Source organism: Kitasatospora sp. NPDC101108 (genome assembly GCF_055584725.1).
Genome location: NZ_JBVJLM010000023.1, coordinates 84,761 through 108,073, shown reverse-complemented (window position 1 = coordinate 108,073; position 23,313 = coordinate 84,761). Strand labels below are relative to the sequence as shown.

Annotated in this window: 19 protein-coding genes; 8 read left to right on the top strand and 11 right to left on the bottom strand. The window is 72.0% G+C overall.

Annotated elements, in window-relative coordinates; translation table 11 throughout:
- Positions 1 to 129: 129 nt before the first annotated feature.
- The 5 genes from ACZ6Z8_RS33065 to ACZ6Z8_RS33045 all read right to left on the bottom strand — a co-directional run bounded on the left by ACZ6Z8_RS33065 (position 130) and on the right by ACZ6Z8_RS33045 (position 3,904).
- Entirely contained in the window at positions 130 to 645 is a 516-nt protein-coding gene (locus ACZ6Z8_RS33065) for a MarR family winged helix-turn-helix transcriptional regulator (protein ID WP_465613718.1), read from the bottom strand.
- Positions 646 to 685: 40 nt separating this feature from the next.
- Positions 686 to 1,486, bottom strand: coding sequence for an AIM24 family protein (locus ACZ6Z8_RS33060; RefSeq protein WP_465613723.1), 801 nt, complete (start codon positions 1,484 to 1,486; stop codon positions 686 to 688).
- 245 nt (positions 1,487 to 1,731) lie between these two features.
- Positions 1,732 to 2,382 carry an AIM24 family protein gene (locus tag ACZ6Z8_RS33055; RefSeq protein WP_465613717.1) on the bottom strand — a complete coding sequence of 217 codons (651 nt, stop codon included), beginning with the start codon at positions 2,380 to 2,382 and terminating at the stop codon, positions 1,732 to 1,734.
- On the bottom strand, positions 2,382 to 3,020 hold the full coding sequence (locus ACZ6Z8_RS33050; RefSeq protein ID WP_402818919.1) for an AIM24 family protein: 639 nt from the start codon (positions 3,018 to 3,020) through the stop codon (positions 2,382 to 2,384). The genes ACZ6Z8_RS33055 and ACZ6Z8_RS33050 overlap by 1 nt, the downstream gene beginning before the upstream one ends.
- Positions 3,021 to 3,100: 80 nt before the next feature.
- Positions 3,101 to 3,904 (bottom strand): DUF2127 domain-containing protein, encoded by an 804-nt coding sequence (locus ACZ6Z8_RS33045; protein ID WP_465613716.1) that lies wholly within the window; start codon positions 3,902 to 3,904, stop codon positions 3,101 to 3,103.
- A 248-nt stretch (positions 3,905 to 4,152) separates the two neighbouring features.
- Here ACZ6Z8_RS33045 and ACZ6Z8_RS33040 point away from each other — a divergent pair, with 248 nt between their 5' ends.
- Positions 4,153 to 4,464 carry a DUF3817 domain-containing protein gene (locus ACZ6Z8_RS33040; RefSeq protein WP_465613715.1) on the top strand — a complete coding sequence of 104 codons (312 nt, stop codon included), beginning with the start codon at positions 4,153 to 4,155 and terminating at the stop codon, positions 4,462 to 4,464.
- 237 nt (positions 4,465 to 4,701) lie between these two features.
- On the opposite strand, the gene ACZ6Z8_RS33035 is transcribed toward ACZ6Z8_RS33040, so the two are convergent.
- The gene (locus tag ACZ6Z8_RS33035; protein WP_465613714.1) at positions 4,702 to 6,330 is read right to left on the bottom strand and encodes a M4 family metallopeptidase; all 1,629 of its coding nucleotides are present in this window, start codon (positions 6,328 to 6,330) and stop codon (positions 4,702 to 4,704) included.
- Between the two features lie 498 nt (positions 6,331 to 6,828).
- Between ACZ6Z8_RS33035 and ACZ6Z8_RS33030 the strand changes: the two genes are divergently transcribed.
- The 3 genes from ACZ6Z8_RS33030 to ACZ6Z8_RS33020 all read left to right on the top strand — a co-directional run bounded on the left by ACZ6Z8_RS33030 (position 6,829) and on the right by ACZ6Z8_RS33020 (position 9,689).
- Positions 6,829 to 7,401, top strand: coding sequence for a MarR family winged helix-turn-helix transcriptional regulator (locus tag ACZ6Z8_RS33030; protein ID WP_465613713.1), 573 nt, complete (start codon positions 6,829 to 6,831; stop codon positions 7,399 to 7,401).
- A gap of 76 nt (positions 7,402 to 7,477) precedes the next feature.
- A complete protein-coding gene (locus ACZ6Z8_RS33025) occupies positions 7,478 to 7,816 on the top strand; it encodes a DUF3817 domain-containing protein (RefSeq protein WP_465613712.1) in 339 nt (112 codons plus the stop codon).
- Between the two features lie 187 nt (positions 7,817 to 8,003).
- Positions 8,004 to 9,689 (top strand): acyl-CoA mutase large subunit family protein, encoded by a 1,686-nt coding sequence (locus ACZ6Z8_RS33020; RefSeq protein WP_402818937.1) that lies wholly within the window; start codon positions 8,004 to 8,006, stop codon positions 9,687 to 9,689.
- 72 nt (positions 9,690 to 9,761) lie between these two features.
- On the opposite strand, the gene ACZ6Z8_RS33015 is transcribed toward ACZ6Z8_RS33020, so the two are convergent.
- On the bottom strand, positions 9,762 to 10,313 hold the full coding sequence (locus tag ACZ6Z8_RS33015) for a TetR/AcrR family transcriptional regulator (RefSeq protein ID WP_465613722.1): 552 nt from the start codon (positions 10,311 to 10,313) through the stop codon (positions 9,762 to 9,764).
- A gap of 560 nt (positions 10,314 to 10,873) precedes the next feature.
- On the opposite strand from ACZ6Z8_RS33015, the gene ACZ6Z8_RS33010 reads away from it, so the two are divergent.
- The 4 genes from ACZ6Z8_RS33010 (at position 10,874) to ACZ6Z8_RS32995 (ending at position 15,555) form a co-directional block, all read left to right on the top strand.
- Positions 10,874 to 11,869 carry a tetratricopeptide repeat protein gene (locus ACZ6Z8_RS33010; RefSeq protein WP_465613711.1) on the top strand — a complete coding sequence of 332 codons (996 nt, stop codon included), beginning with the start codon at positions 10,874 to 10,876 and terminating at the stop codon, positions 11,867 to 11,869.
- Between the two features lie 724 nt (positions 11,870 to 12,593).
- Entirely contained in the window at positions 12,594 to 13,265 is a 672-nt protein-coding gene (locus ACZ6Z8_RS33005) for a DUF6230 family protein (protein ID WP_396477004.1), read from the top strand.
- A gap of 134 nt (positions 13,266 to 13,399) precedes the next feature.
- Complete coding sequence (locus ACZ6Z8_RS33000; RefSeq protein ID WP_465613710.1) at positions 13,400 to 14,101, top strand: DUF6114 domain-containing protein; 702 nt, start codon at positions 13,400 to 13,402, stop codon at positions 14,099 to 14,101.
- Positions 14,098 to 15,555, top strand: coding sequence for a DNA polymerase III subunit gamma/tau domain-containing protein (locus ACZ6Z8_RS32995; RefSeq protein WP_465613709.1), 1,458 nt, complete (start codon positions 14,098 to 14,100; stop codon positions 15,553 to 15,555). Before ACZ6Z8_RS33000 ends, ACZ6Z8_RS32995 begins: the two co-directional genes overlap by 4 nt.
- A gap of 113 nt (positions 15,556 to 15,668) precedes the next feature.
- On the opposite strand, the gene pyk is transcribed toward ACZ6Z8_RS32995, so the two are convergent.
- The 4 genes from pyk to glgB form a co-directional block, all read right to left on the bottom strand.
- Complete coding sequence (pyk, locus tag ACZ6Z8_RS32990) at positions 15,669 to 17,096, bottom strand: pyruvate kinase (RefSeq protein ID WP_465613708.1); 1,428 nt, start codon at positions 17,094 to 17,096, stop codon at positions 15,669 to 15,671.
- A gap of 94 nt (positions 17,097 to 17,190) precedes the next feature.
- Positions 17,191 to 18,414 (bottom strand): acetate kinase, encoded by a 1,224-nt coding sequence (locus ACZ6Z8_RS32985; RefSeq protein WP_465613707.1) that lies wholly within the window; start codon positions 18,412 to 18,414, stop codon positions 17,191 to 17,193.
- A complete protein-coding gene (gene pta, locus ACZ6Z8_RS32980; RefSeq protein WP_465613706.1) occupies positions 18,411 to 20,540 on the bottom strand; it encodes a phosphate acetyltransferase in 2,130 nt (709 codons plus the stop codon). The genes ACZ6Z8_RS32985 and pta overlap by 4 nt, the downstream gene beginning before the upstream one ends.
- A gap of 230 nt (positions 20,541 to 20,770) precedes the next feature.
- Positions 20,771 to 23,194 (bottom strand): 1,4-alpha-glucan branching protein GlgB, encoded by a 2,424-nt coding sequence (gene glgB, locus ACZ6Z8_RS32975; RefSeq protein WP_465613705.1) that lies wholly within the window; start codon positions 23,192 to 23,194, stop codon positions 20,771 to 20,773.
- Between the last annotated feature and the right edge of the window lie 119 nt (positions 23,195 to 23,313).

Genomic DNA, 23,313 nt, shown 5'->3' with positions numbered 1-23,313 from the left:
CAGAGCGCCGCCCCACCCGCATCCACGCACTCTGCACCCAACACGGCATCGCAACAGCGGCCTGACCTAGATCAAATACTTCGCCAGCAGAGTCGCCCGGCCGACTTCCTGCGCGGCAGGAGCCGAAGGCTACGAGCGGCCGCGGAGGCCGCGCAGGTGCTCGGCGACGGGGGCGAGGGCCTCGTAGATGGCGTCGAGCTGTTCCGGGGTGAAGCGGTCGATGAAGTGGGCCCGGACGCTGCGGACGTGGTCGGGCGCGACCCGCTGCATGGTTTCCCAGCCCTGCTCGGTGAGGTGGGCGTAGAGGCCGCGGCGGTCGCCGGGGCACTCCTGGCGCAGGACCAGGCCGGCGTTCTCCATGCGGGTGATCTGGTGGGAGAGCCGGCTCTTCGACTGCAGGGTGGCGGTCGCCAGGTCGGTCATCCGCATCCGGTGGTCGGGCGCCTCGGAGAGCACGACCAGGATCTCGTAGTCGTTGATCGCCAGGTTGTGGGGCTGGAGTTCGCGGCTGAGCTGGTATTCGAGCAGCTTGGCGACCTCAAGATGGGCGCGCCACATCCGCTGCTCCCTGGAGGTCAGCCAGGGAGTCTCCTCCTCGGGCCGCGGTTCAGGGGTGTCCGCAGTGTCGATTGTGTGCGTATCCATGGGGTCCAGCATAGCCGATTTAGTTCAATCTTGTACAAGTTTACAGGCCGAAACGCCGCCCGAGTTCGCCCAGGTTACCGAGGCCCGGCGCGTTGGGGTGGTTGCCGCCGTGGCCCGGCTGGGGCGGCACCCCGGCTCCCGGGACGCCCGCCTCGGCGTCCACCCGGCCCACCGACCGCTCGGCCATCAGCTGCTCGCTCGACTGCACCAGCACCTGCCCGGCGCCGATGAACTCGAACTGGTGCTCCTCGCCGGAGGCCCCGCCGATGCCGGTCAGCCGCCGCAGACCGCCGACCACCCCGTGCAGGTAGTCGTGGTCGTAGTGGTGGCACGGCGCCGGGCAGTCCGCCCAGCCGACCAGGGCCTGCGGGTCCACCCGGATCGGCGGCTCCACGAAGTGCACCGGCCCGTTGGAGGCGGCGACGAAGCGGCCGGTGCCGATCAGGGTCAGGAAGCCCGGGATGATCGACTGCTTGAGCCGCAGCGTGGGGTCGAAGGCGAGCAGGTTGCCGGAGCGGACGGTCAGGTTGCCGTCGTCCAGGTCGTAGGAGTTGAGGTCGTAGGCGCGGTCGGCCAGCAGCAGCTTGCCGCTGCCCTGGGCGACCACCCAGTCCGCCGCGTGCAGCGGGGAGTTGAAGTGCTGCCCGAGCACCCGGTCGACCATCCCGGCGCCGACGCCGCGGAAGGTGATGTCGCCGTAGTAGGCGACCATCTTGCCCTTCTGCAGGAAGTACGAACCGTTCAGGTCGACGGCGAAGGCGTACGGGTTGACGTTGTCGTTGGCCGGCAGGGTGTACGCGTCGTACACCACCGGGCCCTCGCCGCCGTGGGTGCTCGGCAGCGGGGCCTGCCGGCCGTCGAACTGCTCCTGGGCGTAGGCCTGTTGGGCCTGTACCTGGACCTGGGCCTGGGGCTGCGGCTGGTGGCCGGGCGGCGGGGGAGGGGGCGGCGGGTAGTCCGCGGAGCGGCCGTGGTTCGGCGGCACCGGCGGCACTACGAAGCCCGGCTGGGTCGGCTGGTCGTGCGGCGACTGCCCGTACGGGGACTGCCCGTAGGGCGGCTGCGGCGGCTGCGGAGGGTGGGACATCAGAGCTTCTCCTCGCTCGCCTGGACGTACACCGTGCCCTGCCCGGACAGCTCCAGCTGGAACGCCTCGCCCGAGCCGCGGCCGATCATCTCGCGCCAACCGATCGCCGTGGACAGCTTGTTGCGCACCTCGCCGCGGTGGGCCACGTACGCCTGCGGGTCGACGTGCACCGACTGGCCCGGGGTGATCGGCAGTTCGAAGACGCCGCCGTGGGCCATCACCGCGACCGAGCCGTGGCCCTCCAGCCGGGTGGTGAACAGGCCCTGCCCGCTGACCTGGCCGCGGACCATGCCCATCACCCCGCCCTGCGAGCCGAGGAACACGGTGGACTGCCGCAGCGTGCCCTCGAAGACGAGCAGCCGGTCCGCCTCGACGAACAGGGTGTCGCCGGTGAGGTCGACCACGTGGACGTGGTGGCCGCCGTGGCCGAACATCACCCGCCCCTGGCCCTCGACGGTCATCAGCGGGGTGTCCTCGTTGGCGACCCGGCGGCCGATCATCGACATCACGCCGCCCTGGCCGCCGGTGATGTTCGGGGTGAACCGGACGTCGCCGGTGTACCCGAGCATCGCCCCGCGCTGGCTGAACAGCCGCTGGCCGGGCACCACCTGGGCCTCGACCATCTTCCCGTTGATCCGGGTGAAGCCCATCAGACGTCACCCCCGAGGGTGACCTTCTCGGAGGGCTGGACGTACACCAGGCCCTCGCCGGTGAACTCGACCTGGACGGCCTCGCCGCCGCCCTCGCCGATCACCGTGGTCCAGCCCGCGCCCGACTTCAGGCTGCGGTGGAGGCTGCCGGTGTGCGCGATGTACGCGCCGGGGTCGACCCGCAGCGGCATGTCCTTGCCGACCCGCAGGATGACGGCCGGGCCGTTGGAGGTGACGGCGGCCCAGCCGTGGCCCTCCACCTTGGTGGTGAAGAGACCGTTGCCCGAGGAGACGCCGTTCAGCCCGGTGAAGCTGGTGCCGGTGTGCAGGCCCGCCTCGGTGCACAGCAGGTTGTCCGCCTCGACGTAGAGGGTCTCCCCGTCGAGGCGGACCAGGTTGATCTCGGTGGCCTTGTCGGCGAAGTAGCAGGTGCCCTGCCCCTTCACCTCCATGACCGTCATCCGTTCGCCGGTGAGTCTGCGGGCGACCATGCCGCGCAGGCCGTCCCCTCCACCGGTCAGCTTCTTGAAGGTCATCTGGCCGGTGTAGGCGACCATCGAGCCGTGCCGGGCCTTGACGGCGTCGCCGCCCAACTCGACGGCGAGCACCCGCGATCCCTGGAGTCTGAACTGTGCCACGGCCGCAATCTAGCTTCCGCCGGGGCGGCCGGGCGAGGGGGCGGGGCCCAACCGGTACGGACCCGGGACAATCGTTCGGGTCAGGACCGTGCGTGCGCCCCGTGGCCGCGGCCGTGGGCGGGGACGGTTCCGGCCGCCTCCTCGACCTCCAGCAGCGAGGCCGAGTGGCGCTCCGCCTCGAAGGCAACCACGCCGCCGCGCAGGCCGAACAGCCGCTTGGAGAGCATGATCCAGAGCACCGCGGCGATGTTCAGCAGCAGGGTGCAGATCTTCACCGCGCTGACGTGCTCGTGCAGTTCGTAGCCCTCCAGCGGGAGGAAGGCGGCGGTGGCGACCACGGTCAGGTACTCGGCCCAGCGCCGGCCCAGCCAGAGGCCGACCGCCTCGACGATCTCGATCAGCGCGTAGGCGATCATCGCGCCCGCGACGATCAGCAGGGTCTTCTTCTGGTAGCCGAAGGTCTTGCGGATCGTCTCGACGATCGGGGCGTGGTCGAGGTCCCAGTGGAAGTGGTCGGTGACCGGCTTGAAGACCGTGAGGTCCTGCTCGAAGATCCGCTGCACGGCCTCCTGGCTGTTGGAGAACTTCCAGACGCCCCAGGCCATCAGGATGATGATCACGCCGCGCAGCACCCGCTCGACGGCCAGGAAGCGCAGGATGAACAGGTCCCGCAGCGCCTTGCCGCGCGGCACCAGTGGGGCGTCCGCCGCCGGGCCGGAGCCGTGCGGGGCGCCGAGCGAGAAGTCGCCGCAGCGCAGGCAGCGCCAGGCGTCGCCGACGGCGGTGGCGGCGTGCAGCCGGGAGGCCAGCTCGGGCTCGGTCGGCGCGTAGGTGATGTGGCCGCGCTTGGCGCAGGTCCTGCGGTCCCAGTCGCGCTTGAACATGTGGTGACTACCCCCCGTGTGCGGTGCCGGTGGCGCCCGGTTCCGGTGGGCGCGCGGGCAGCAGGATAGGGGGTACGGGCGGCGTGCTGCCGCACCCGGCGCGGTTCTGGCGCGGGGCTGTGACATCCGGCACGGTGGCCACCCCCGGCCCGGGGCTCGGACATGTGCTCGGTGATAATGGCCGGAAGGCTTGTGAGTCGCTTCACAAGCGTGCCCACGCCTCCGACCCCCGTATTGAGGTATCCAACGTGAACAGCAGCGCCGTCCACCGCTTGCGCCTGGTCTCCGCCCCCGAGGGGATCTCCTTCGTCCTGCTGCTGATCTGCTCGGTGCTGAAGCGGACCACGTCCTTCGACGCCGTGCCGGTGATGGGCATGGTCCACGGGATCCTGTTCATCCTGTACGTGGTCTTCTGGATCCAGGCCTGGCAGACGCAGAAGTGGGACGCCAAGCGCGGAGTCCTGCTGTTCGTGCTCTCGGTGCTGCCGTTCGGCGGCTTCGTCGCCGAGCGGATGCTCGGCCGCGAGGAGCGCGGGGAGCTGCGGCCCGCCACTGCCTGACGCGCTCGGACGGTCGACAGGCTGCCGCGGCCTCCTCTCCCAAAGGGCCGCGGCAGCCTGTCGCCGTTTCTTGCCGGGAGTGGATTCGGGGTTTGGTCAGAAGCATGACAATGCCCGCCGCGGAAGAACAGGGCGTCCGGGGGGATTGGCCGGGAGTCGTCGGCGCGGGCACGGACGGACGCCCGGGGCCTGCCCTCCAACGGGGCCCCGGGCGTCCTGCTCACCGTGCGCCGTACGTCACTTGACGTTGACGGCGGTCCAGGTCGCGGCGACGGCCGCGTACTCGGCGCTGGTGGCGCCGTACAGGTCGGCCGCGGCCTTCAGCGTGCCGGTGCGGGCCGCCGCGTAGTTGGTGGTGGAGGTGAAGTAGGTGGTCAGCGCCCGGTACCAGATCGCGGCCGCCTTGTCCCGGCCTATCCCGGCGAGGGTCGAGCCGTTGTACGTCGGGCTGTTGTAGCTCACGCCGTTGATCGTCTTGGCGCCGCTGCCCTCGGCGAGCAGGTAGAAGAAGTGGTTGGCCACGCCCGAGGAGTAGTGGACGTCCAGGCCGCCGACCGAGGAGGACCAGTAGTCGGCCGAGCGGCCGTCCTTGGACGGCTGGTCCATGTAGCGCAGCGGCTTGCCGTCACCGTTGATGTTGATCTGCTCGCCGATGAGGTAGTCCGGCTTGTCGGAGGCCAGGTTGGCGTACCACTCGACCATGGTGCCGAAGATGTCCGAGGTGGCCTCGTTGAGGCCGCCGGACTCGCCGGAGTAGTTGAGGCCCGCGGTGGCGGAGGTGACGCCGTGGCTCATCTCGTGGCCGGCCACGTCCAGCGCGGTGAGCGGGTGGGTGTTGCTGGCGCCGTCGCCGTACGTCATGCAGAAGCAGCTGTCGCTCCAGAACGCGTTGACGTAGCTGGAGCCGTAGTGGACCCGGCTGACGGCGCCGACGCCGTCGTTCTTGATGCCGTTGCGGCCGAAGGTGTTCTTGTAGAAGTCCCAGGTGGCGGCGGCGCCGTACTGGGCGTCCACGGCGGCGGACTCCTGGTTGGAGACCAGGCCGTTGCCGAAGCTGTTGGTGCTGTTGGCGAACAGGGTGCCGCTGCCGGAGGTCTTGTTCTTCAGGTTGTAGGTGGCCTGGCCGCCGCGGGTGGCGTCCTTCAGCTGGTACGAGGTGCCGCTCTGGGTGGTGGTCAGCGGGACGGTGCCGACGAAGACGCCCTTGCCGGTGCCGGAGGCGGTCTGCACCTGCTCGTGGGTGGAGAGCACCTGGCCGGTGGCCGCGTCGGTGACCAGCAGCTGGCTGCTCGGGGTGCCGTCGGCGCGCAGGCCCTCGACGGTGGTGCGGTACGCCAGGCGCGGGTTGCCGTCGGCCGCCCAGACCACCAGGGCGGCGGTGCCGGTCTGCCGGACCTCGCTCAGCGGGGCCTCGTCCTCGTCGTCGGCGATGCCGACGGTGGACTGCACGGCGCCGGTCGCCTGGGCGGCGGCCCGGTCCGCGGGGATCTTCGGGGTGAGGCTGGGCAGCGCGAGCTGGGCGCCGACGGCCTTGTCCACGGCGGTGGTCGTGCCGTCCGCCTTCTGGTGCACCACCAGGTCGCCGCCCAGGACCGGGAGTCCGGCGAAGGTGCGCTCGTAGCGGAGGTGGCGGGTGCCGTCGGCGTCCACCACGACGTCCTTGGCCACCAGTTGCTCCTGGCCGCCCAGGGCGAGGGCGTGCGCCACCTTGGCGGCCTGGCCGTTCGCCTGGGCGATCAGGTCGGCGTGCTGCTGGGCGCCCCGGGCGTGCGGCGCGGGGTCGGCCTGGGCGGCGACACCCTGGACGACACCGGTCAGCAGGGCGGTGGCGGAGAGTACGGCGACTGCGGCGAGCTTTCGCTTCACGGACGAGTCCTTCCGGGAAACCGCGTGTGGGCGCGGTCGCGCCGCGTCCCGGGGGCCGGGGTCGACACCTGAGGGGCGGGACGGGCGCTGACGTGCGAGGACCCCGAGCGGTCGTGCGGCTGCCACCGGTTGGGTGGGGGTGGTGGCTGTCGAACGGGGTTGGCGGAAAGCATGACAATCGAGCAAATCAAATGACAGGTCTTCCTCATGAATTGGCCAAGTCCCGCCAAGACGAAGCAATGTGAACGGAAGGACAAAGGGGGCAATTCACCCCGACGTTCGGCGGGTTCCGGTCCGGGTCGAGGCCTGGTGGCGGGGCGTTCGGTCGTCGGCCGGACAACACCGGTGCGCCGGAGACGTGTTGCCGTCCATTCACATCGACGCAATGTCCAGGTATGGACCTGGCCGTCCGATTGGCGGGATCCCGCCACCGCTCCCCGCTTGTCCACCATCAGGACAGCTGGTAGCACACGTCCCGTCCGCCGGTACGGTAAGGATGTGGCCAAGCCCCTCGCACTCGACTTCGATCCGATCGCCCGCGCCGACGAGCTGTGGGCCCGCCGCTGGGGCACCGTGCCCTCGATGGCGGCGATCACCTCGATCATGCGCGCGCACCAGATCCTGCTGTCCCGGGTCGACGCGGTGCTCAAGCCGTACGGGCTGACCTTCGCCCGGTACGAGGCGCTGGTGCTGCTGACCTTCAGCCGGACCGGCGAGCTCTCGCTGTCCAAGATCGGCGAGCGGCTGATGGTCCACCCGACCAGCGTCACCAACACCGTCGACCGCCTGGAGCGGGCCGGCCTGGTCGCCCGCCGCCCCAATCCGCTGGACGGCCGCGGGGTGCTCGCCGCGATCACCGGGCGCGGCCGCGAGGTGGTCGAGGAGGCGACCCGGGAGCTGATGGCGATGGAGTTCGGGTTGGAGGAGTACGGCCCCGACCAGTGCCGCCAGGTGTTCGAACTGCTCAGGCCGCTGCGGGTCGCCGCCGGGGACTTCGTGGAGCCGGACGACGGGGCCGCCGACGAGATCGCCGGACGGACTGTCGAGGGGGCTGCTCGGGAGCGGCCGTGAGGGCGGCTACCCTCGTGGGAGCGGTGCGCGGATCCGGGCGTACCGGCCGAAAATGCCGAGCGAGGCGAGGAAGAGTATGAAGGCGACCCCCCTGCTGGGCTGGTACCGCGGCCTGGCCATTGCGACCGGTTGCGCACTGCTGGTGTTCTGCGGCTTCATGGTCGCGAAGTACGGCTTCGGTGCCGCCGAGGACCTGACCACCTACGTCGCGATGCTGCACGGCTACCTGTACATCGGGTACTTCGTGGTGACCTTCCTGCTCGGGCAGAAGCTGAAGTGGCCGCTCGGCCGGCTGGTGCTGACCCTGGCGGCGGGCTGCATCCCGTTCCTGTCCTTCGTCTTCGAGCGCAGGGTGGCCCGCGAGGCCGCCGAGCAGCTCCCGGCGGGCGGCGCCCGCCAGCCGGCCGGCGTCTGAGCCGACGAGCTCCGCGAGAGCGCTCCGTCCCCGGTGGGGGCGGGGCGCTCTTCGCGTTCTCCGATCGTCACCCGTTCCGCGGCGGGCCGCCGTCGACAACTACTAGGACGTCCGAGTAAATTAGTAGGACGTCCTAATAGCTGTGCCGCCCGGTGCCGTGGCGGCCGTACGGAGCGGAGTTCGGCCCATGGACGCCGAGGAGATCGAGCGCGGACGGCAGCGCTGGCAGCAGCGGTACGACAAGGCCCGCAAGCGGGACGCGGACTTCACCACCCTGTCCGGCGACGAGGTGGAGCCGGTCTACGGCCCCGCCCCCGGGCAGCCGGTCGAGGGCTTCGAGCGGATCGGCTGGCCGGGCGAGTACCCGTTCACCCGCGGCCTGCACCCCACCGGCTACCGCGGCCGCACCTGGACCATCCGCCAGTTCGCCGGCTTCGGCAACGCGCAGCAGACCAACGAGCGCTACCGGATGATCCTGGACGCGGGCGGCGGCGGCCTCTCGGTCGCCTTCGACATGCCCACCCTGATGGGCTACGACTCGGACGACCCCAAGTCGCTCGGCGAGGTCGGCCACTGCGGCGTCGCCATCGACTCGGCCGCCGACATGGAGGTGCTGTTCGACGGCATCCCGCTCGGCGACGTCACCACCTCGATGACGATCAGCGGGCCGGCCGTCCCGATCTTCTGCATGTACCTCGTGGCCGCCGAGCGCCAGGGCGTGGACCCGGCGGTGCTCAACGGCACCCTGCAGACGGACATCTTCAAGGAGTACATCGCCCAGAAGGAGTGGCTCTTCGCCCCCGAGCCGCACCTGCGCCTGATCGGCGACCTGATGGAGCACTGCGCCAAGGGCATCCCGGCGTACAAGCCGCTGTCCGTCTCCGGCTACCACATCCGCGAGGCCGGGGCGACGGCCGCGCAGGAGCTGGCGTACACCCTGGCCGACGGCTTCGCCTACGTCGAGCTGGGCCTGTCCCGCGGCCTGGACGTGGACGTCTTCGCCCCCGGCCTGTCGTTCTTCTTCGACGCCCACCTGGACTTCTTCGAGGAGATCGCCAAGTTCCGCGCCGCCCGCCGGATCTGGGCCCGCTGGATGCGCGACCGCTTCGGCGCGAAGACCGACAAGGCGCAGTGGCTGCGCTTCCACACCCAGACCGCCGGCGTCTCGCTCACCGCGCAGCAGCCGTACAACAACGTGGTGCGCACCGCCGTCGAGGCACTCTCCGCGGTGCTCGGCGGCACCAACTCGCTGCACACCAACGCGCTGGACGAGACCCTGGCGCTGCCCTCCGAGCAGGCCGCCGAGATCGCGCTGCGCACCCAGCAGGTGCTGATGGAGGAGACCGGCGTCACCAACGTGGCCGACCCGCTGGGCGGCTCCTGGTACGTCGAGGCGCTGACCGACCGGATCGAGCAGCAGGCCGAGGCGATCTTCCAGCGGATCCTGGACAAGGGCCGCGAGGACCACGAGATCGGCCCGATCACCTCCGGCATCCTGCGCGGGATCGAGGAGGGCTGGTTCACCGGCGAGATCGCCGAGGCCGCCTTCCAGTACCAGCAGGCGGTGGAGAAGGGCGAGAAGCGCGTGGTCGGCGTCAACTGCCACCCGCGCAGCGTCACCCCGGACCTGGAGATCCTGCGGGTCAGCCACGAGGTCGAGCGCGAGCAGGTGCGGGTGCTGGGCGAGCGCAAGGCGGCCCGGGACGACGCGGCGGTGCGGGCCGGGCTGGACGCCATGCTGGCGGCGGCGCGCTCGGGCGAGTCGATGATCCCGCCGATGCTGGACGCGGTGCGCGCCGAGGCGACCCTGGGCGAGATCTGCAACGCGCTGCGCGAGGAGTGGGGGACGTACCGGGAGAACGCGGCGTTCTGACCGGCTGATCCTTCAACGGCGCCGCCCCGTACGGAAGTTCGTACGGGGCGGCGCCGCCGTGACCGGGCGCCGTCAGCCGGTGGTGAGCGGCCCGAGCAGCAGGTCGGTGAAGCGGCGGGTCCACTCCGGGGTGATCGGCTCACCGCTGACCAGGACGCGGTGCTCGACCGTGCCCGCGATGGTGTCGAAGATGATGTCGACCTCCTCGCAGGCCGATCCGGCGTCGGTGTCGGCTTCGAGTTCGCCGCGCGCCTGGGCGGCTGCCCGGCCCTGTCGGACCAGGTGCTTCTGCGGGTCGACGATCGCCTCCCGGATCCGGCGGCGCAGCTGGGGGTCGCGGGTGCCCTCGGCGAACAGGGCGAGCAGCGCGGCCTGGGTCTCCGGCCGGGCCAGCAGGTCGGCGAACTGGCCGACCACGGCCTCGATGTCGGCCCGAAGGCTGCCGAGGTCGGGCATCACGAGGTCGTCGAAGAGGCTGGCGACGGCGTCCACCACGAGCTCGTTCTTGGACGGCCAGCGGCGGTAGAGCGTGGTCTTGGCGACCCCGGCCCGGCTCGCGACGTGGCCCATGGTCAGCCCGCCCCAGCCGAGTTCGGCGAGGGCCTCGCGGGTGGCGTCGAGGATCGCGAGGTCGGCGGCGGCGCTGCGCGGGCGGCCCTTGGCCCGGGACGCGGGCGTCCCCTCCTGGGCCGCGCTGCCCGGGGCCGTGCTGTCCGGGGCCGCGCTGCCCTCGACTGGGCCGCCCTGGACGGTGCTGCCCGGGAGGGTGCTGCCCGGGACGGCGCTGTCCGGGCTCGCGGGGGGCTGGGCGGCCGGCACCGGGTCTCCTTGCGATTTACTGGTAAGTAACTTGGGTGGGGCTGGTAACGGTAGCGACTGTTCGCCGATTCGGGCAGCCGGGCGGCCCGGGAAAGTGGGGCAGCTCACGTCCCCGAACCACCGGTGGGGCTTGCGGCCGGGCCACCGGCTCCAGTTACGCTACGACCTGTAGCGAAAGCAGTGACAACCAGGCGCCGGATCCCGTGGGACGGGAACGGCGCGGGCGCGGGTGGGGATCCGCGCCGAACGGTTCAGGCTACCGGGGGAGGGGCGCCCGGCCCGGGATCCCGCACCGCGCAGCCCGCGCGGGGCGACTTTCCGTCGGTTGGTGCCCGCGAGCAGCGCGGACGGGGGAGGATGGTGCCATGCAGCCACGGAATTCGCGTCTCAACAGCGCCGCCCTGCGCGGTGCGGTCGACCTCGCCGCAGTGAAGGCGGCCGGTGAGGCCGCCCAGAAGGCCGAGCAGGCCCGGGCCGAGCGGGCCCGCCAGGCGGCCGCCGCCGAAGCGGACGGAGTCGCCCCCCAGCCCACCTACCCGCTCGTCATCGACGTCACCGAGGACACCTTCGAGACCGAGGTCGTCCAGCGTTCCACCGAGGTGCCGGTCGTCATCGACTTCTGGGCCGAGTGGTGCGGGCCCTGCAAGCAGCTCAGCCCGATCCTGGAGGGCCTGGCCGAGGAGTACGCCGGCGCCTTCGTGCTCGCCAAGATCGACGTGGACGCCAACCAGCTGATCGCCCAGCAGTTCGGCATCCAGGGCATCCCGGCCGTGATGGCCGTGGTGGCCGGTCAGCTGGTGCCGCTGTTCCAGGGCGCGGAGAGCGCCGCGAACGTCCGCAAGGTGCTGGACCAGCTGATCCTGGTCGCCGAGCAGCGCTTCGGCATCTCCGGCGGTGCGGTCGCCCCGGGCGGCGAGGCCGCGGAGGCCGCCGGTCCGCAGCGACCGGAGGACCCGGCGCTGGCGGCCGCGCACGACGCGCTGGACGCCGGCGACCTGGGCGGCGCCATCCAGGCGTACAAGAACGTGCTGGCCGACCAGCCGGGCAACACCGAGGCCAAGCTGGGCCTGGCGCAGGCCGAGCTGCTCAAGCGGGTCGAGGGCCTGGACCTCCAGGCCGTCCGGGTCGCGGCCGCCGCCGACCCGAAGGACGTCGCGGTCCAGCTGCAGGCGGCCGACCTGGACCTGGTGGGCGGTCACGTCGAGGACGCCTTCGGGCGCCTGGTGGACACCGTCGGCCGGACCTTCGGCGAGGACCGGGACACCGCCCGGCTGCGCCTGCTGGAGTTGTTCGAGGTGATCGGCCCGGAGGACCCGCGGGTCGTCGCGGCCCGTGCGGCGCTGGCCCGCGTGCTGTTCTGAGCCCACCGCCGGAGGGGTCGGGCCCGGTCCTGGCACCGGGCGCCTGGCACGGCGGATGACCTGCGGTGTCGCCTGGGGATTTGGCGACAAACCGGGCAACCGGACAGAGGTTTACCAAATCTTGATTTCACCCGTGGGTGGTCACGTTCAGTGACCACCCACGGGTGTTTCGCTGCTGTTTCCGGCAGATTTCGTCGCCACGAATCCTTCAAGGCGTCACGCAGGGTGCAAATCGCGCCAATTCCATGATCGACGCCACCCGCTGTTGCATTACCCGTCAGTAAGGCACCCCTTGTGCTTCGCCCGGGTTTCAAGCACGATCGGCCACGCCCGGTCCCAGACTCCACACCCTCCGACAGCCGGTCGGTCACGGGGAGCGCGGGATCCCCACCGGGTGATCCGCCGGCTCCGGCCGGCGGTAGGGAGGGCAGGGGGGTATCCGCGGTCCCACGGCGGTTCCTGTCCTCGACCGGCCGCGCGGCCCTGCGCGGTCGCTGGTTGTCGCTCGGGGGTGATCGCCGATGTCGTCGGTCCGACCCGTCGTCCCACAAGGACGGCCGGTTTCGGGACGGGAGTGCCGCAGCACGCAGGCCGCTCCCGCGTCCGACGACGCCCAAGGCGCTCTCCGCTACCGAGGACGTAGCTCTCTCCCATCCCAGGCCCCCACCGGCGCGGGACGCGCCGCCGGGGAGCCGGAGATGTACGTCCTAGAAGGAGGACTCGCATGTCCAAGACCTACGGCAAGACCCGCTGGAAGCGCTTCGCCCTGGTGATGGTGCCGAGCGTCGCGGCCACCGCGATGGTCGGCGTCTCGATCGCCAACAGCGCGCTCGCCGCCTCGTTCAGCATTTCCGGCCAGCAGTTCAAGGTCAGCACCGACCAGCTGCACGGCACCAACTTCGCCCAGTTCGGCTCGGTGGACATCGAGGCGAGCGGCAAGCCGCACCCGGTCGCGGTCTCGGCCTTCGACCACGCCACCATCAACAACCTGTGCCAGTCGGTGGTGACCGACCTGTCCGCGTTCGGCCTGGGCAAGATCACCCTGCAGCTGCACGCCGGCACCGACTCCGCCAAGCCGGTCGAGGCCTCGAACCTGCTGATCGACCTGGAGCAGCTGAAGGCGGACGCGTCCTTCACCGACATGAACATCGGTCAGGACGCCTCCACCCTCTCCGGCACTGCCACCCAGGGCTGGGCCCCGCACCCGGGCGTCACCAAGGCGGGCGGCGGCGCCGGTCTGCCGACCGGTGCGACCGGTTTCGCCCAGTCCGCCAAGGTCGCCGACCTGAGCGGCGTCCAGCAGACCGCGCGGGCCACCTCGGCCGGCACGTTCAAGCTGAACGGCCTGAGCCTCGCGCTGAAGAGCGGCGACGGCGCGGGCAACGAGTGCTTCTGAGCCCTGTCTGACGGCACGCCGCGCGGCGTGCCGGGGTGACGGGTCAACTGCGGCCGGGGGGCGGCGGATCACCGCCGCTCCTCGGCCACCCCCCTTTTTTGTTCCAACCTCGTAGCGACATCGAGGAGTTGTTCATGTCCAGCGCAACGGTCGAGACGCGGCCCGGCCACCAGAACCCCATCGGGTGGCTCTGGCGGCACTGGCGTGACTTCCGCCGCACCAGGCCCTACTGGGGCGGCAAGCTGGCCATGATCGCCGGCGTTCCGATCCTCTACTTCCCGTACGCCCACCTGACGTTCGGCGGGCTGACCATCGCGATGTCCACCACGGCCGGCGCCGGGTCGCTGATCATCGGGGTGCTGATGATCATCCTCGGTCTGACCGCCTGGTTCCAGCCCGCCGTGCGGGTCTTCGCGGGCATCGCGACGATCCTGCTGACGCTGGTCTCGATCCCGGTCTCCAACCTCGCGGGCTTCGGTCTGTCGCTGCTGCCGGGCCTGATCGGCGGCGGGCTGATGGTCGCCTGGGCCCCGCTGCCGGAGCCGGCCGCCGAGCCCGCCGAAGGGCGTCGCGCGCGCCGGGGAAAGCAGGCGGACAACCCCATCGCGCAGCGCGTCGCGACCGAGCCGGCTGCTGCCGCCGGGGCCGCTGAGCCGGTCGCCGCCGCGCCCGCCGGGGCCGAGCCCGCCAAGGCCGAGGCCGTCGAGGCGCCCACCGCCAAGCTGCCCGCCCAGGGCACCCCCAAGGAGCGCGCCGCCGAGCCCGCCGCCCAGCCCGCCGCCCAGCCCGTCGTCCCGCAGCAGCCGACCGCCGGGGAGCAGGAGGAGGCGCGGTGACCGGGCCGGCCGAGCAAGCAGAGGGCAAGGCCGTCCCCGCGCAGCGCTCCGGCCGGCACGCGGCGCCGCGCACGCCGGTGCGGGTCAGACTCAGAGGCCGCGCCCTGGCGATGGCCGCGGTGCCCACCGCGCTGCTGATGGCCGCGGCCTACACGCCCAACCCGGCGGTGGCCGAGTCCGCGGCGGGCAAGCCCTGCGGCAACGCACCGGTCACCGTTCCTGACGTGGCACCGATCGAGACGCCCGTCCCCAAGAGCGAGCTGCCCGAGCCGCCGCCCGCGCCGTCGGGCACGCCCGGTACGTCCGGCACCTCCGGTACGCCGACGGGGACGCCCTCGACCGGCCCCGGCTCGGTGCCGACCACCGCCCCGACCCAGGCGCCGGCCCCGGCCCCGACCACCGCCCCGGTGAAGCCGCCGGCGGCCGGCACGGCCACCACCCCGCCCGTCGTCCGCTCCACCGCCACCGGCGGTTCGGGCGCGGTGAGCGCGGTGTACCAGGGCACCGGCAACGGCACGGCCACCGCGAGCCGGGCCGGGCTGATCGACGACCTCGTCGGCGGCATCAACCACCTGCTGGACCCGGGCGGTTCGGCCGGTCCGACGCCGAGCGCGACACCCAGTGCCACCCCCCAGGCCCCGGCCACCCCGGCCCCGCGGGTCGGCACCCCGGCGCAGCCCGCCCCGTCCCAGCCCCAGGCTCCCGCCACCGGCACCCAGTCCTCGGGCGGACAGTCCTCCGGCGGGCAGTCCTCGGCCACCCGGCCCCCGGCCGGGCAGCCCTCGCCGGGTGCCACCGCGTCCGGCGGGAAGCCGGGCGCCAAGGCGGCCCCGTCCGCGACCCCGTCGGCGGACGTCCCGGCGACCCCGGCGGCCACCCCGACCCCGTCCGCCTCGCCCACCGCGAACCCCAACTGCGACGTGGACACCCGCAGCCTGACCGCCGGTGCGGCCTCCACCGAGCACGTCGTGCCGGAGCAGAACTGGACGCTGCAGAGCAGCCGGCTGGGCCTGCACGGCGCGGCCTTCCACGGCGTCTACGACGTGAAGACCCCGACCGGCACCAAGCGGGTGCTGAAGTTCGTGGTCGACAGCGTGGACATCGAGAACCTCGACATGTCGACCCTGGAGGGCAACGGCGTCACCTTCCACGTCCAGGGCGCCCCCGGCTCGACCTCGACCATGCGCAACGGCCAGGTCACCATGTACGTGGAGCGGCTGTCCGGCCACCTGTCCAAGGTGCTCGGCCTGCCGATCCCGATCGACCTGGGCGAGATCACCCTCACCCCGGACACCCTGCCGCGCTGGCTCTACGACCTGATCGGCTCCGTGCCGATCCCGCTGGACCTGGAGCTGACCGGAGTCACCGCCAAGCAGGCCGGCCAGTTCGGCGGCACCCTGCACATCCCGGGGATGCACCTGTTCAACGACAACGCGCCCTACAGCGACAAGTAGCGGCCGCGACGAGCGGCCGCCGCGACGAGGCGGCGCACGCCACGACGCCGGTGGGGCGGCCCTCCCGTGAAGGAGGGCCGCCCCACCGGCGTTCGTACGGTCCTACCGGGGCATCACTCGCCGTGGCTGCCCAGGCGGTGCACCTGCACCAGGTTGGTGGTGCCGGGGACGCCGACCGGGACACCGGCGGTGACGATCACGGTGTCGCCCTCGCTCAGCTCGCCCAGCCGCAGCAGCTCGCGGTCGACCTGGGCGACCATCGCGTCGGTGGTGGCCACCTGCTCGGTGACGTACGACTCGACGCCCCAGCTCAGCGAGAGCTGGTTGCGGGTGGCCACGTCCGGGGTGAACGCGATCACCGGGATCGGCGAGCGGTAGCGGGACAGCCGGCGCGCGGTGTCACCGGACTTGGTGAACGCGATCAGCGCCTTGCCGTTCAGGAAGTCGCCCAGCTCGCAGGCGGCGCGGGCGACCGAGCCGCCCTGGGTGCGCGGCTTGCGGCCCGGGTTGAGCGGCTGCAGGCCCTGGGAGACGAGCTCCTCCTCGGCCTTCTCGCAGATCCGGCTCATGGTGCGGACGGTCTCGACCGGGTACTTGCCGACGCTGGACTCGGCGGAGAGCATCACCGCGTCGGTGCCGTCCAGGATGGCGTTGGCGACGTCGGAGACCTCGGCGCGGGTCGGCCGCGAGGCGTGGATCATCGACTCCATCATCTGGGTGGCGACGATGACCGGCTTGGCGTTGCGGCGGGCCAGGGTGATCAGCTGCTTCTGGACCAGCGGCACCCGCTCCAGCGGGTACTCGACGGCCAGGTCGCCGCGGGCGACCATGATGGCGTCGAAGGCGAGGACGATCTCCTCCATGGCCTCGACGGCCTGCGGCTTCTCGATCTTGGCGATGACCGGCACCCGGATGCCGACCTCGTCCATGACCTCGTGGACGTCCTTGATGTCGTCCGCGTTGCGGACGAAGGACAGGGCGACCATGTCGACGCCCAGACGCAGCGCGAAGCGCAGGTCCTCCTTGTCCTTCTCGGACAGGGCGGGCACGTTCACGGCCGCGCCGGGCAGGTTGATGCCCTTGTTGTTCGAGAGCACGCCGCCCTCGACCACCACGGTCTTCACCCGCGGGCCGTCGACGCTGACGACCTCCAGGGCGATGACGCCGTCGTTGATCAGGATCGGGTCGCCGGGCTTCACGTCGCCGGGCAGGCCCTTGTAGGTGGTACCGCAGATGTGCTGGTCACCGGGGACGTCCTCGGTGGTGATGGTGAACTCGTCGCCGTTGTCGACGGTCACCGGACCGTTGGCGAAGGTCGCCAGACGGATCTTGGGACCCTGGAGGTCGGCCAGGACGCCGATGGCCTTGCCGGTGTCCTCCGAGACCTGGCGGACCTTTCGGTACCGCTCCTCGTGGTCCGCGTGGTTGCCGTGGCTCATGTTGAGTCGGGCGACGTTCATGCCCGCCTCGACGATGGCCTTCAGCTGTTCGTAGGAGTCCGTCGCCGGACCCAGGGTGCAGACAATTTTCGCTCGGCGCATATGGATCAGTCTATCCGTTCGTGTTATAGGCGCATTCGGCACGAATCGTGGGGAATCGCCGACGAAGTATCCCGAGGAGCGAGACGACGGTGTGTCAGCCCTCGGGACCGTCAACCTCCCGGTGCACCAGGGCGAAGGCCTGTCGGGCGATCTCCAGCTCCTCGTCGGTGGGCACCACCGCGACCGCCACCCGGGAGTACGCGGGCGAGATGATCCGGGCCTCGCCGGAGCGCACCGAGTTCAGCTCCGGGTCCACGGCGATGCCCAGCTCCTCCAGTCCCGCGGTGGCCGCGGCACGCACCGGCGCCGCGTTCTCCCCGACGCCCGCGGTGAACGCGATCGCGTCCACCCGGCCGAGCACCGCGTAGTAGCCGCCGATGTACTTGCGCAGCCGGTGGACGTACGAGTCGAAGGCGAGCCGGGCGTCCGCGTCGCCCTCGTCGGCGCGGCGCATGATCTCGCGCATGTCGTTCTCGCCGCACAGGCCGCGCAGGCCGCTGCGGCGGTTCAGCAGGTCGTCGATCTCGTCGATCGACAGGCCGCCGACCCGGTGCAGGTGGAACACCACCCCGGCGTCGATGTCACCCGAACGAGTGCCCATGACCAGGCCCTCCAGCGGGGTGAGGCCCATCGAGGTGTCGACGCAGTGGCCGCCGCTGACCGCCGAGGCGGAGGCGCCGTTGCCCAGGTGCAGCACGATCACGTTGACCTCGGCCGGGTCCTTGCCGAGCAGCCGGGCGGTGGCCCGGGAGACGTACTGGTGCGAGGTGCCGTGGAAGCCGTAGCGGCGCACCCGGTGCTCGTCCGCGACGGCCTTGTCGATCGCGTACCGCGCGGAGTACTCCGGCATCGAGGCGTGGAAGGCGGTGTCGAACACGGCCACCTGCGGCAGGTCGGGCCGCAGCGCGCGGGCCACCTCGATGCCGGTGATGTTGGCCGGGTTGTGCAGCGGCGCGACCGGGATCAGCCGGCGGATCTCCTTCAGCACCTCGTCGGTGATCACGGTCGGCTCGGTGAACCGCTTGCCGCCGTGCACCACCCGGTGGCCGATCGCGGCCAGCTCGGGGGAGTCGAGTCCGAGGCCGTCGGCGGCCAGCTCCTCGGCGACGGCCTTCAGCGCGGCGGAGTGGTCCGGGAAGACCTGCAGCAGCTCGCGCCGCTCGCCGACCCGCGGGGTGTGCACCAGCCGGCCGGTGGACTCGCCGATCCGCTCGACCAGCCCGGAGGCCGGCCGGGCGCCGTCCAGCATGTCGATCAGCTGGTACTTGACCGACGAGGAGCCGGCGTTGAGTACGAGGACGCGCGTCCCTCCGGTCATGCCTTCGGCTCCTTGTCGTCCTGGGACTGGATGGCGGTGATCGCGACGGTGTTGACGATGTCCTGCACCAGCGCCCCGCGCGAGAGGTCGTTGACGGGCTTGCGCAGCCCCTGCAGCACCGGGCCGACCGCGACCGCGCCGGCCGAGCGCTGGACGGCCTTGTAGGTGTTGTTACCGGTGTTGAGGTCCGGGAAGATCAGCACCGTCGCCCGCCCTGCCACCGGCGAGCCCGGCAGCTTGGTGGCCGCGACGTGGGCGTCCACCGCCGCGTCGTACTGGATCGGGCCCTCCACCAGGATGTCCGGCCGCAGCTCGCGGACCAGCTCGGTGGCCTTGCGGACCTTGTCGACGTCCGCGCCCGAGCCGGAGGTGCCGGTCGAGTAGGAGAGCATCGCGACCCGCGGCTCCACCCCGAACTGGGCGGCGGTGGCGGCGGACTGGATCGCGATGTCGGCCAGCTGCTGGGCGTCCGGGTCCGGGTTGACCGCGCAGTCGCCGTACACCAGCACCTTGTCGGCCAGGCACATGAAGAAGACCGAGGAGACGATCGAGGCGCCCGGCGAGGTCTTGATCACCTCGAAGGCGGGCCGGATGGTCGCCGCGGTGGAGTGCACCGCGCCGGAGACCATGCCGTCCGCGATGCCCTCCTGGACCATCAGGGTGCCGAAGTAGGAGACGTCGGTGACCACGTCCAGCGCCAGCTCGACGGTCATCCCCTTGTGGGCCCGCAGTTGCGCGTACAGCTCGGCGAACTGGCGGCGCAGCGGGCTGGTGGTCGGGTCGACGATCCGGACCTGGGCGCGGTCGGCGCCCGGGGTCTCCTGGGGGAGGTCGATGCCCAGGCCCGCGGCCTTGCGGCGCACCGCGTCGACCTCGCCGAGCAGGGTGAGGTCGCAGATGTTGCGGCGCAGCAGGATCTCGGCCGCGCGCAGCACCCGCTCCTCGGTGCCCTCCGGCAGCACCACGTGCCGGCGGCCGGCCCGGGCGCGCTCCAGCAGCTCGTGCTCGAACATCATCGGGGTGACCCGCTCGGACCGGCCGACCTCGATCCGGTTGGTCAACTCGACGGTGTCGACGTGCAGTTCGAACAGGCCGAGGGCGATCTCGGCCTTCCGGGGGCTGGCCGGGGTGAGCTTGCCCTCCAGGTGGGTCAGGGTGGCGGCGGTGGGCCAGCTGCCCTCGGGGACGAACGCGACCGGGGTGCCGGGGGCGAGCCGGGCGGCGAGCGCCATGACGTTCGGGCCGGGGTGCTGGCCGAGGGTCAGCAGCACACCGGCGATCGGCGGGGCGCCGGCCGCGTGCGCGGCCAGCGAGCCGATCACCAGGTCGGCGCGGTCCCCGGGGGTGACGACCAGGGCGCCCTCGGTCAGCGCGTCCAGGAAGGTGGGCAGCATGGCGCCGCCGAAGACGAAGCCGCGCACGTCCCGGGCCAGGCCGGTCGCGTCGCCGAGCAGCACCTCGGCGCCGGTCGCCTCGACCAGCTGGGCGACGGTCGGCGCGGCGAGGGCCGGCTCCTCCGGGATGACGTAGGCGGGGATCGGCAGCTTCTCGGTGAGCGTGCGCTGGATCCGCTGCTTGGCGCTCGGCGCGACCCGGTTGGCGATCATCGCCAGGGTCTCGCAGCCGAGGTCGGTGAACGCCCGGTGGGCGTTGCGCACCTCGGCGATCACGGCCTCCGGCTCCTTGCCCTGCCCGCCGAGCACCGGCAGCACGGCGGCGCCGAACTCGTTGGCGAGGCGGGCGTTGAAGGCCAGCTCGTCCGGGATGTTGGTGTCCGCGAAGTCGGTGCCGAGCACCAGCACCGCCTGACAGCGCCGCTCCACCGCCCGGAAGCGGTCGACCAGGGTGGAGACCAGCTCGTCCTGCCCCTGGGCGGCCTGCAGCGCGGCGGCCTCCTCGTAGGTGAGCCCGTACAGCTCCGGACTCGGCAGGTCGATCCGGTACCGCCCGCGCAGCAGCTCGACCACGTGGTCCGACCCCGGCTCGCCCGGCGCGGCCGCGTGCACCAGCGGACGGAACACCCCGACCCGGTCCACCTGGCGGGTGAGCAGTTCCATGACCCCGAGCTCGACCGCCTGCCGGCCGTCCCCCCGGTCGATCCCGGTCACGTACACGCTGCGCGCCACGCGGATGTCTCCGTCCCGTCGCCTCGGAAGCTGGTCATATCGACCATACCTTCGCACCCCGTACGCCCGTCCGCGAGCAGAGGGCAGGCGGGAGGGCAAGGGACCAACGGCCCGACTTCGGCCTTGCGTCAACCCGAAGCGAGCTCGGCCGGGCCGCCGAGGAGCTCGGATTCCCGGTCACGGCCCCCGGCTGAGCGCCCGCCCGGGGTCGGGCGGGCGCCCCGGGGTCTTCAGGCCGGGCGGAGCCAGAGGGTGGCGAGCGGGGGGAGGATCAGTTCGGCGGAGCGGGGCTGGCCGTTCCACTCGACGGGTTCGGCCTTGATCGGGCGGGAGTTGCCGACGCCGCTGCCGCCGTAGGTCTCGGCGTCGGTGTTCAGCACTTCCTCCCAGAGCTGCTCGCGGCCGCCCAGGCTGGGCAGGCCGATCCGGTGGCCGTGCCGGATGACCGGGGAGAAGTTGCAGACGGCGACCAGCGGGGTGCCGTCGGCGGCGTGGCGGACGTAGGAGAGCAGGTTGTCCTCGGCGGCGCCGCCGTCCAGCCAGCGGAAGCCGTCCGGGGTGGTGTCGAGCTCCCAGAGGGCGGGGGTGTCGCGGTAGATCCGGTTGAGGTCGCGGACCAGGCGGCGCACGCCCTGGTGGTCCGCGTGGGCCGGCCACTGCTCGTCGAGCACCCACCACTGCGGGCCCTGTTCGTGGTGCCACTCCGCGCCCTGGGCGAACTCCTGTCCCATGAACAGCAGTTGCTTGCCCGGGTGGGACCACATGAAGCCCAGGTAGGCGCGGTGGTTGGCGCGCTGCTGCCACCAGTCGCCGGGCATCTTGGAGACCAGGGCCTGCTTGCCGTGGACCACCTCGTCGTGCGAGATCGGCAGGATGTAGTTCTCGGAGTACGCGTACACCATCGAGAAGGTGATCTCGTTGTGGTGGTACTTGCGGTGCACCGGCTCCTTGGACATGTAGACCAGCGAGTCGTGCATCCAGCCCATGTTCCACTTCAGCCCGAAGCCGAGGCCGCCGGCGTCGGTGGGGCGGGTGACGCCGTCCCAGGCGGTGGACTCCTCGGCGATGGTGATCACGCCGGGGCAGCGCCGGTAGACGGTGGCGTTCATCTCCTGGAGGAAGGAGGCCGCGTCCAGGTTCTCCCGGCCGCCGAACTGGTTGGGCGTCCAGGCGCCGCCCTCGCGGGAGTAGTCGAGGTAGAGCATCGAGGCGACGGCGTCCACCCGCAGGCCGTCGATGTGGAACTCCTCGCACCAGTAGACGGCGTTGGCGACCAGGAAGTTGCGCACCTCGGTGCGGCCGTAGTCGAACTCCAGCGTCCCCCAGTCGGGGTGCTCCGCGCGCAGCGGGTCGGCGGGTTCGTACAGCGGCTCGCCGTCGAAGCGGGCGAGCGCGAAGTCGTCCTTGGGGAAGTGCGCGGGCACCCAGTCGACGATCACGCCGATGCCGTGCCGGTGCAGGGTGTCCACCAGGTACCGGAAGTCGTCCGGGGAGCCGAGCCGGGCGGTGGGGGCGTAGTAGCCGGAGACCTGGTAGCCCCAGGAGCCGCCGAAGGGGTGCTCCATGACGGGCATGAACTCGACGTGGGTGAAGTTCAACTCCTGGAGGTAGCCCGGCAGTTCCTCGGCGATGGCGCGGTAGGACGTGAGGTCGGGCCGCCAGGAGCCCAGGTGCAGCTCGTACACCGACATCGGCGCCCGGTGGTGCGCGGCGCGGGCCCGGCGGGCCATCCACTCGCCGTCCTGCCAGCGGTACGCGGAGGAGGTGACCACCGAGGCGGTGCCGGGCGGGCACTGGGCGGCCCGGGCCAGCGGGTCGGCCTTGTCGAGCACCCAGCCCTGGCGGGTGTGGATCTCGTACTTGTAGGTGGTGCCCTCGGCGAGGCCGGGGACGAACAGCTCCCAGATGCCGGAGGAGCCCAGCGAGCGCATCGGGTGGCCGGTGCCGTCCCAGTGGTTGAAGTCGCCGATCAGCCGCACCCCGACGGCGTTCGGCGCCCAGACCGCGAAGGCGGTGCCGGTGACGCCGTCGACGGTGCGCACGTGGGAGCCGAGCGCCTGCCACAGCTGCTCGTGCCGGCCCTCGGAGATCAGGTGCAGGTCGAGTTCGCCGAGGGTGGGCGGGGTGCGGTAGCCGTCGTGCTGGCGCAGCGGTTCGCCGCCGGGGTAGGTCACCAGCAGGGTGTAGTCCGGGAGCCCGTCGCCCACCAGCAGGCCGGTGAACAGTCCGCCCTGCTGGTGGGTGAGTTCGGCCGGGCCCTGGTCGGTCTCCACCACCACCCGCTCGGCGAACGGGCGCAGCACCCGGATCGCCGTGCCGCCGTGCACCGGGTGCGCGCCGAGCAGGGCGTGCGGGTCGTGGTGCTGCCCGCTCACCAGCCGGTCCACCTCGGCCGGCGGCAGCGGCGCCTCGGGAAGGCGCAGGGCGCCGAGGGGGGTGTCCGCCGGGACGCCCGAGGGGACGTCGGAGCCGGGCGCGTCGGAGCCGGACGCCTCGGGCCCGGGCGCGTCGGACCCGGTCGTCTCGGCCGCCGGGGGCCCGTCGGCCCTCCGGGGCTCGTCGGCCTCCCGGGCCTCGGCCCGTTCGGAGGTCCCGGCCAGGAAGGTGGCCGGAACGGGGCGGGTGGGGCGGCCGGTCGGGTCGAGCGGCGTCACGGCGTGGTCCTCCAGCGGCGGGGATGGGCGAACTCGTGGCGGGACAGCGGGGCGGGACAGCGGGGCGGGGCGTCGAGGGCGGGACGGCGGGGGGCGGGACGTCGGGGACGGGTGGGCGG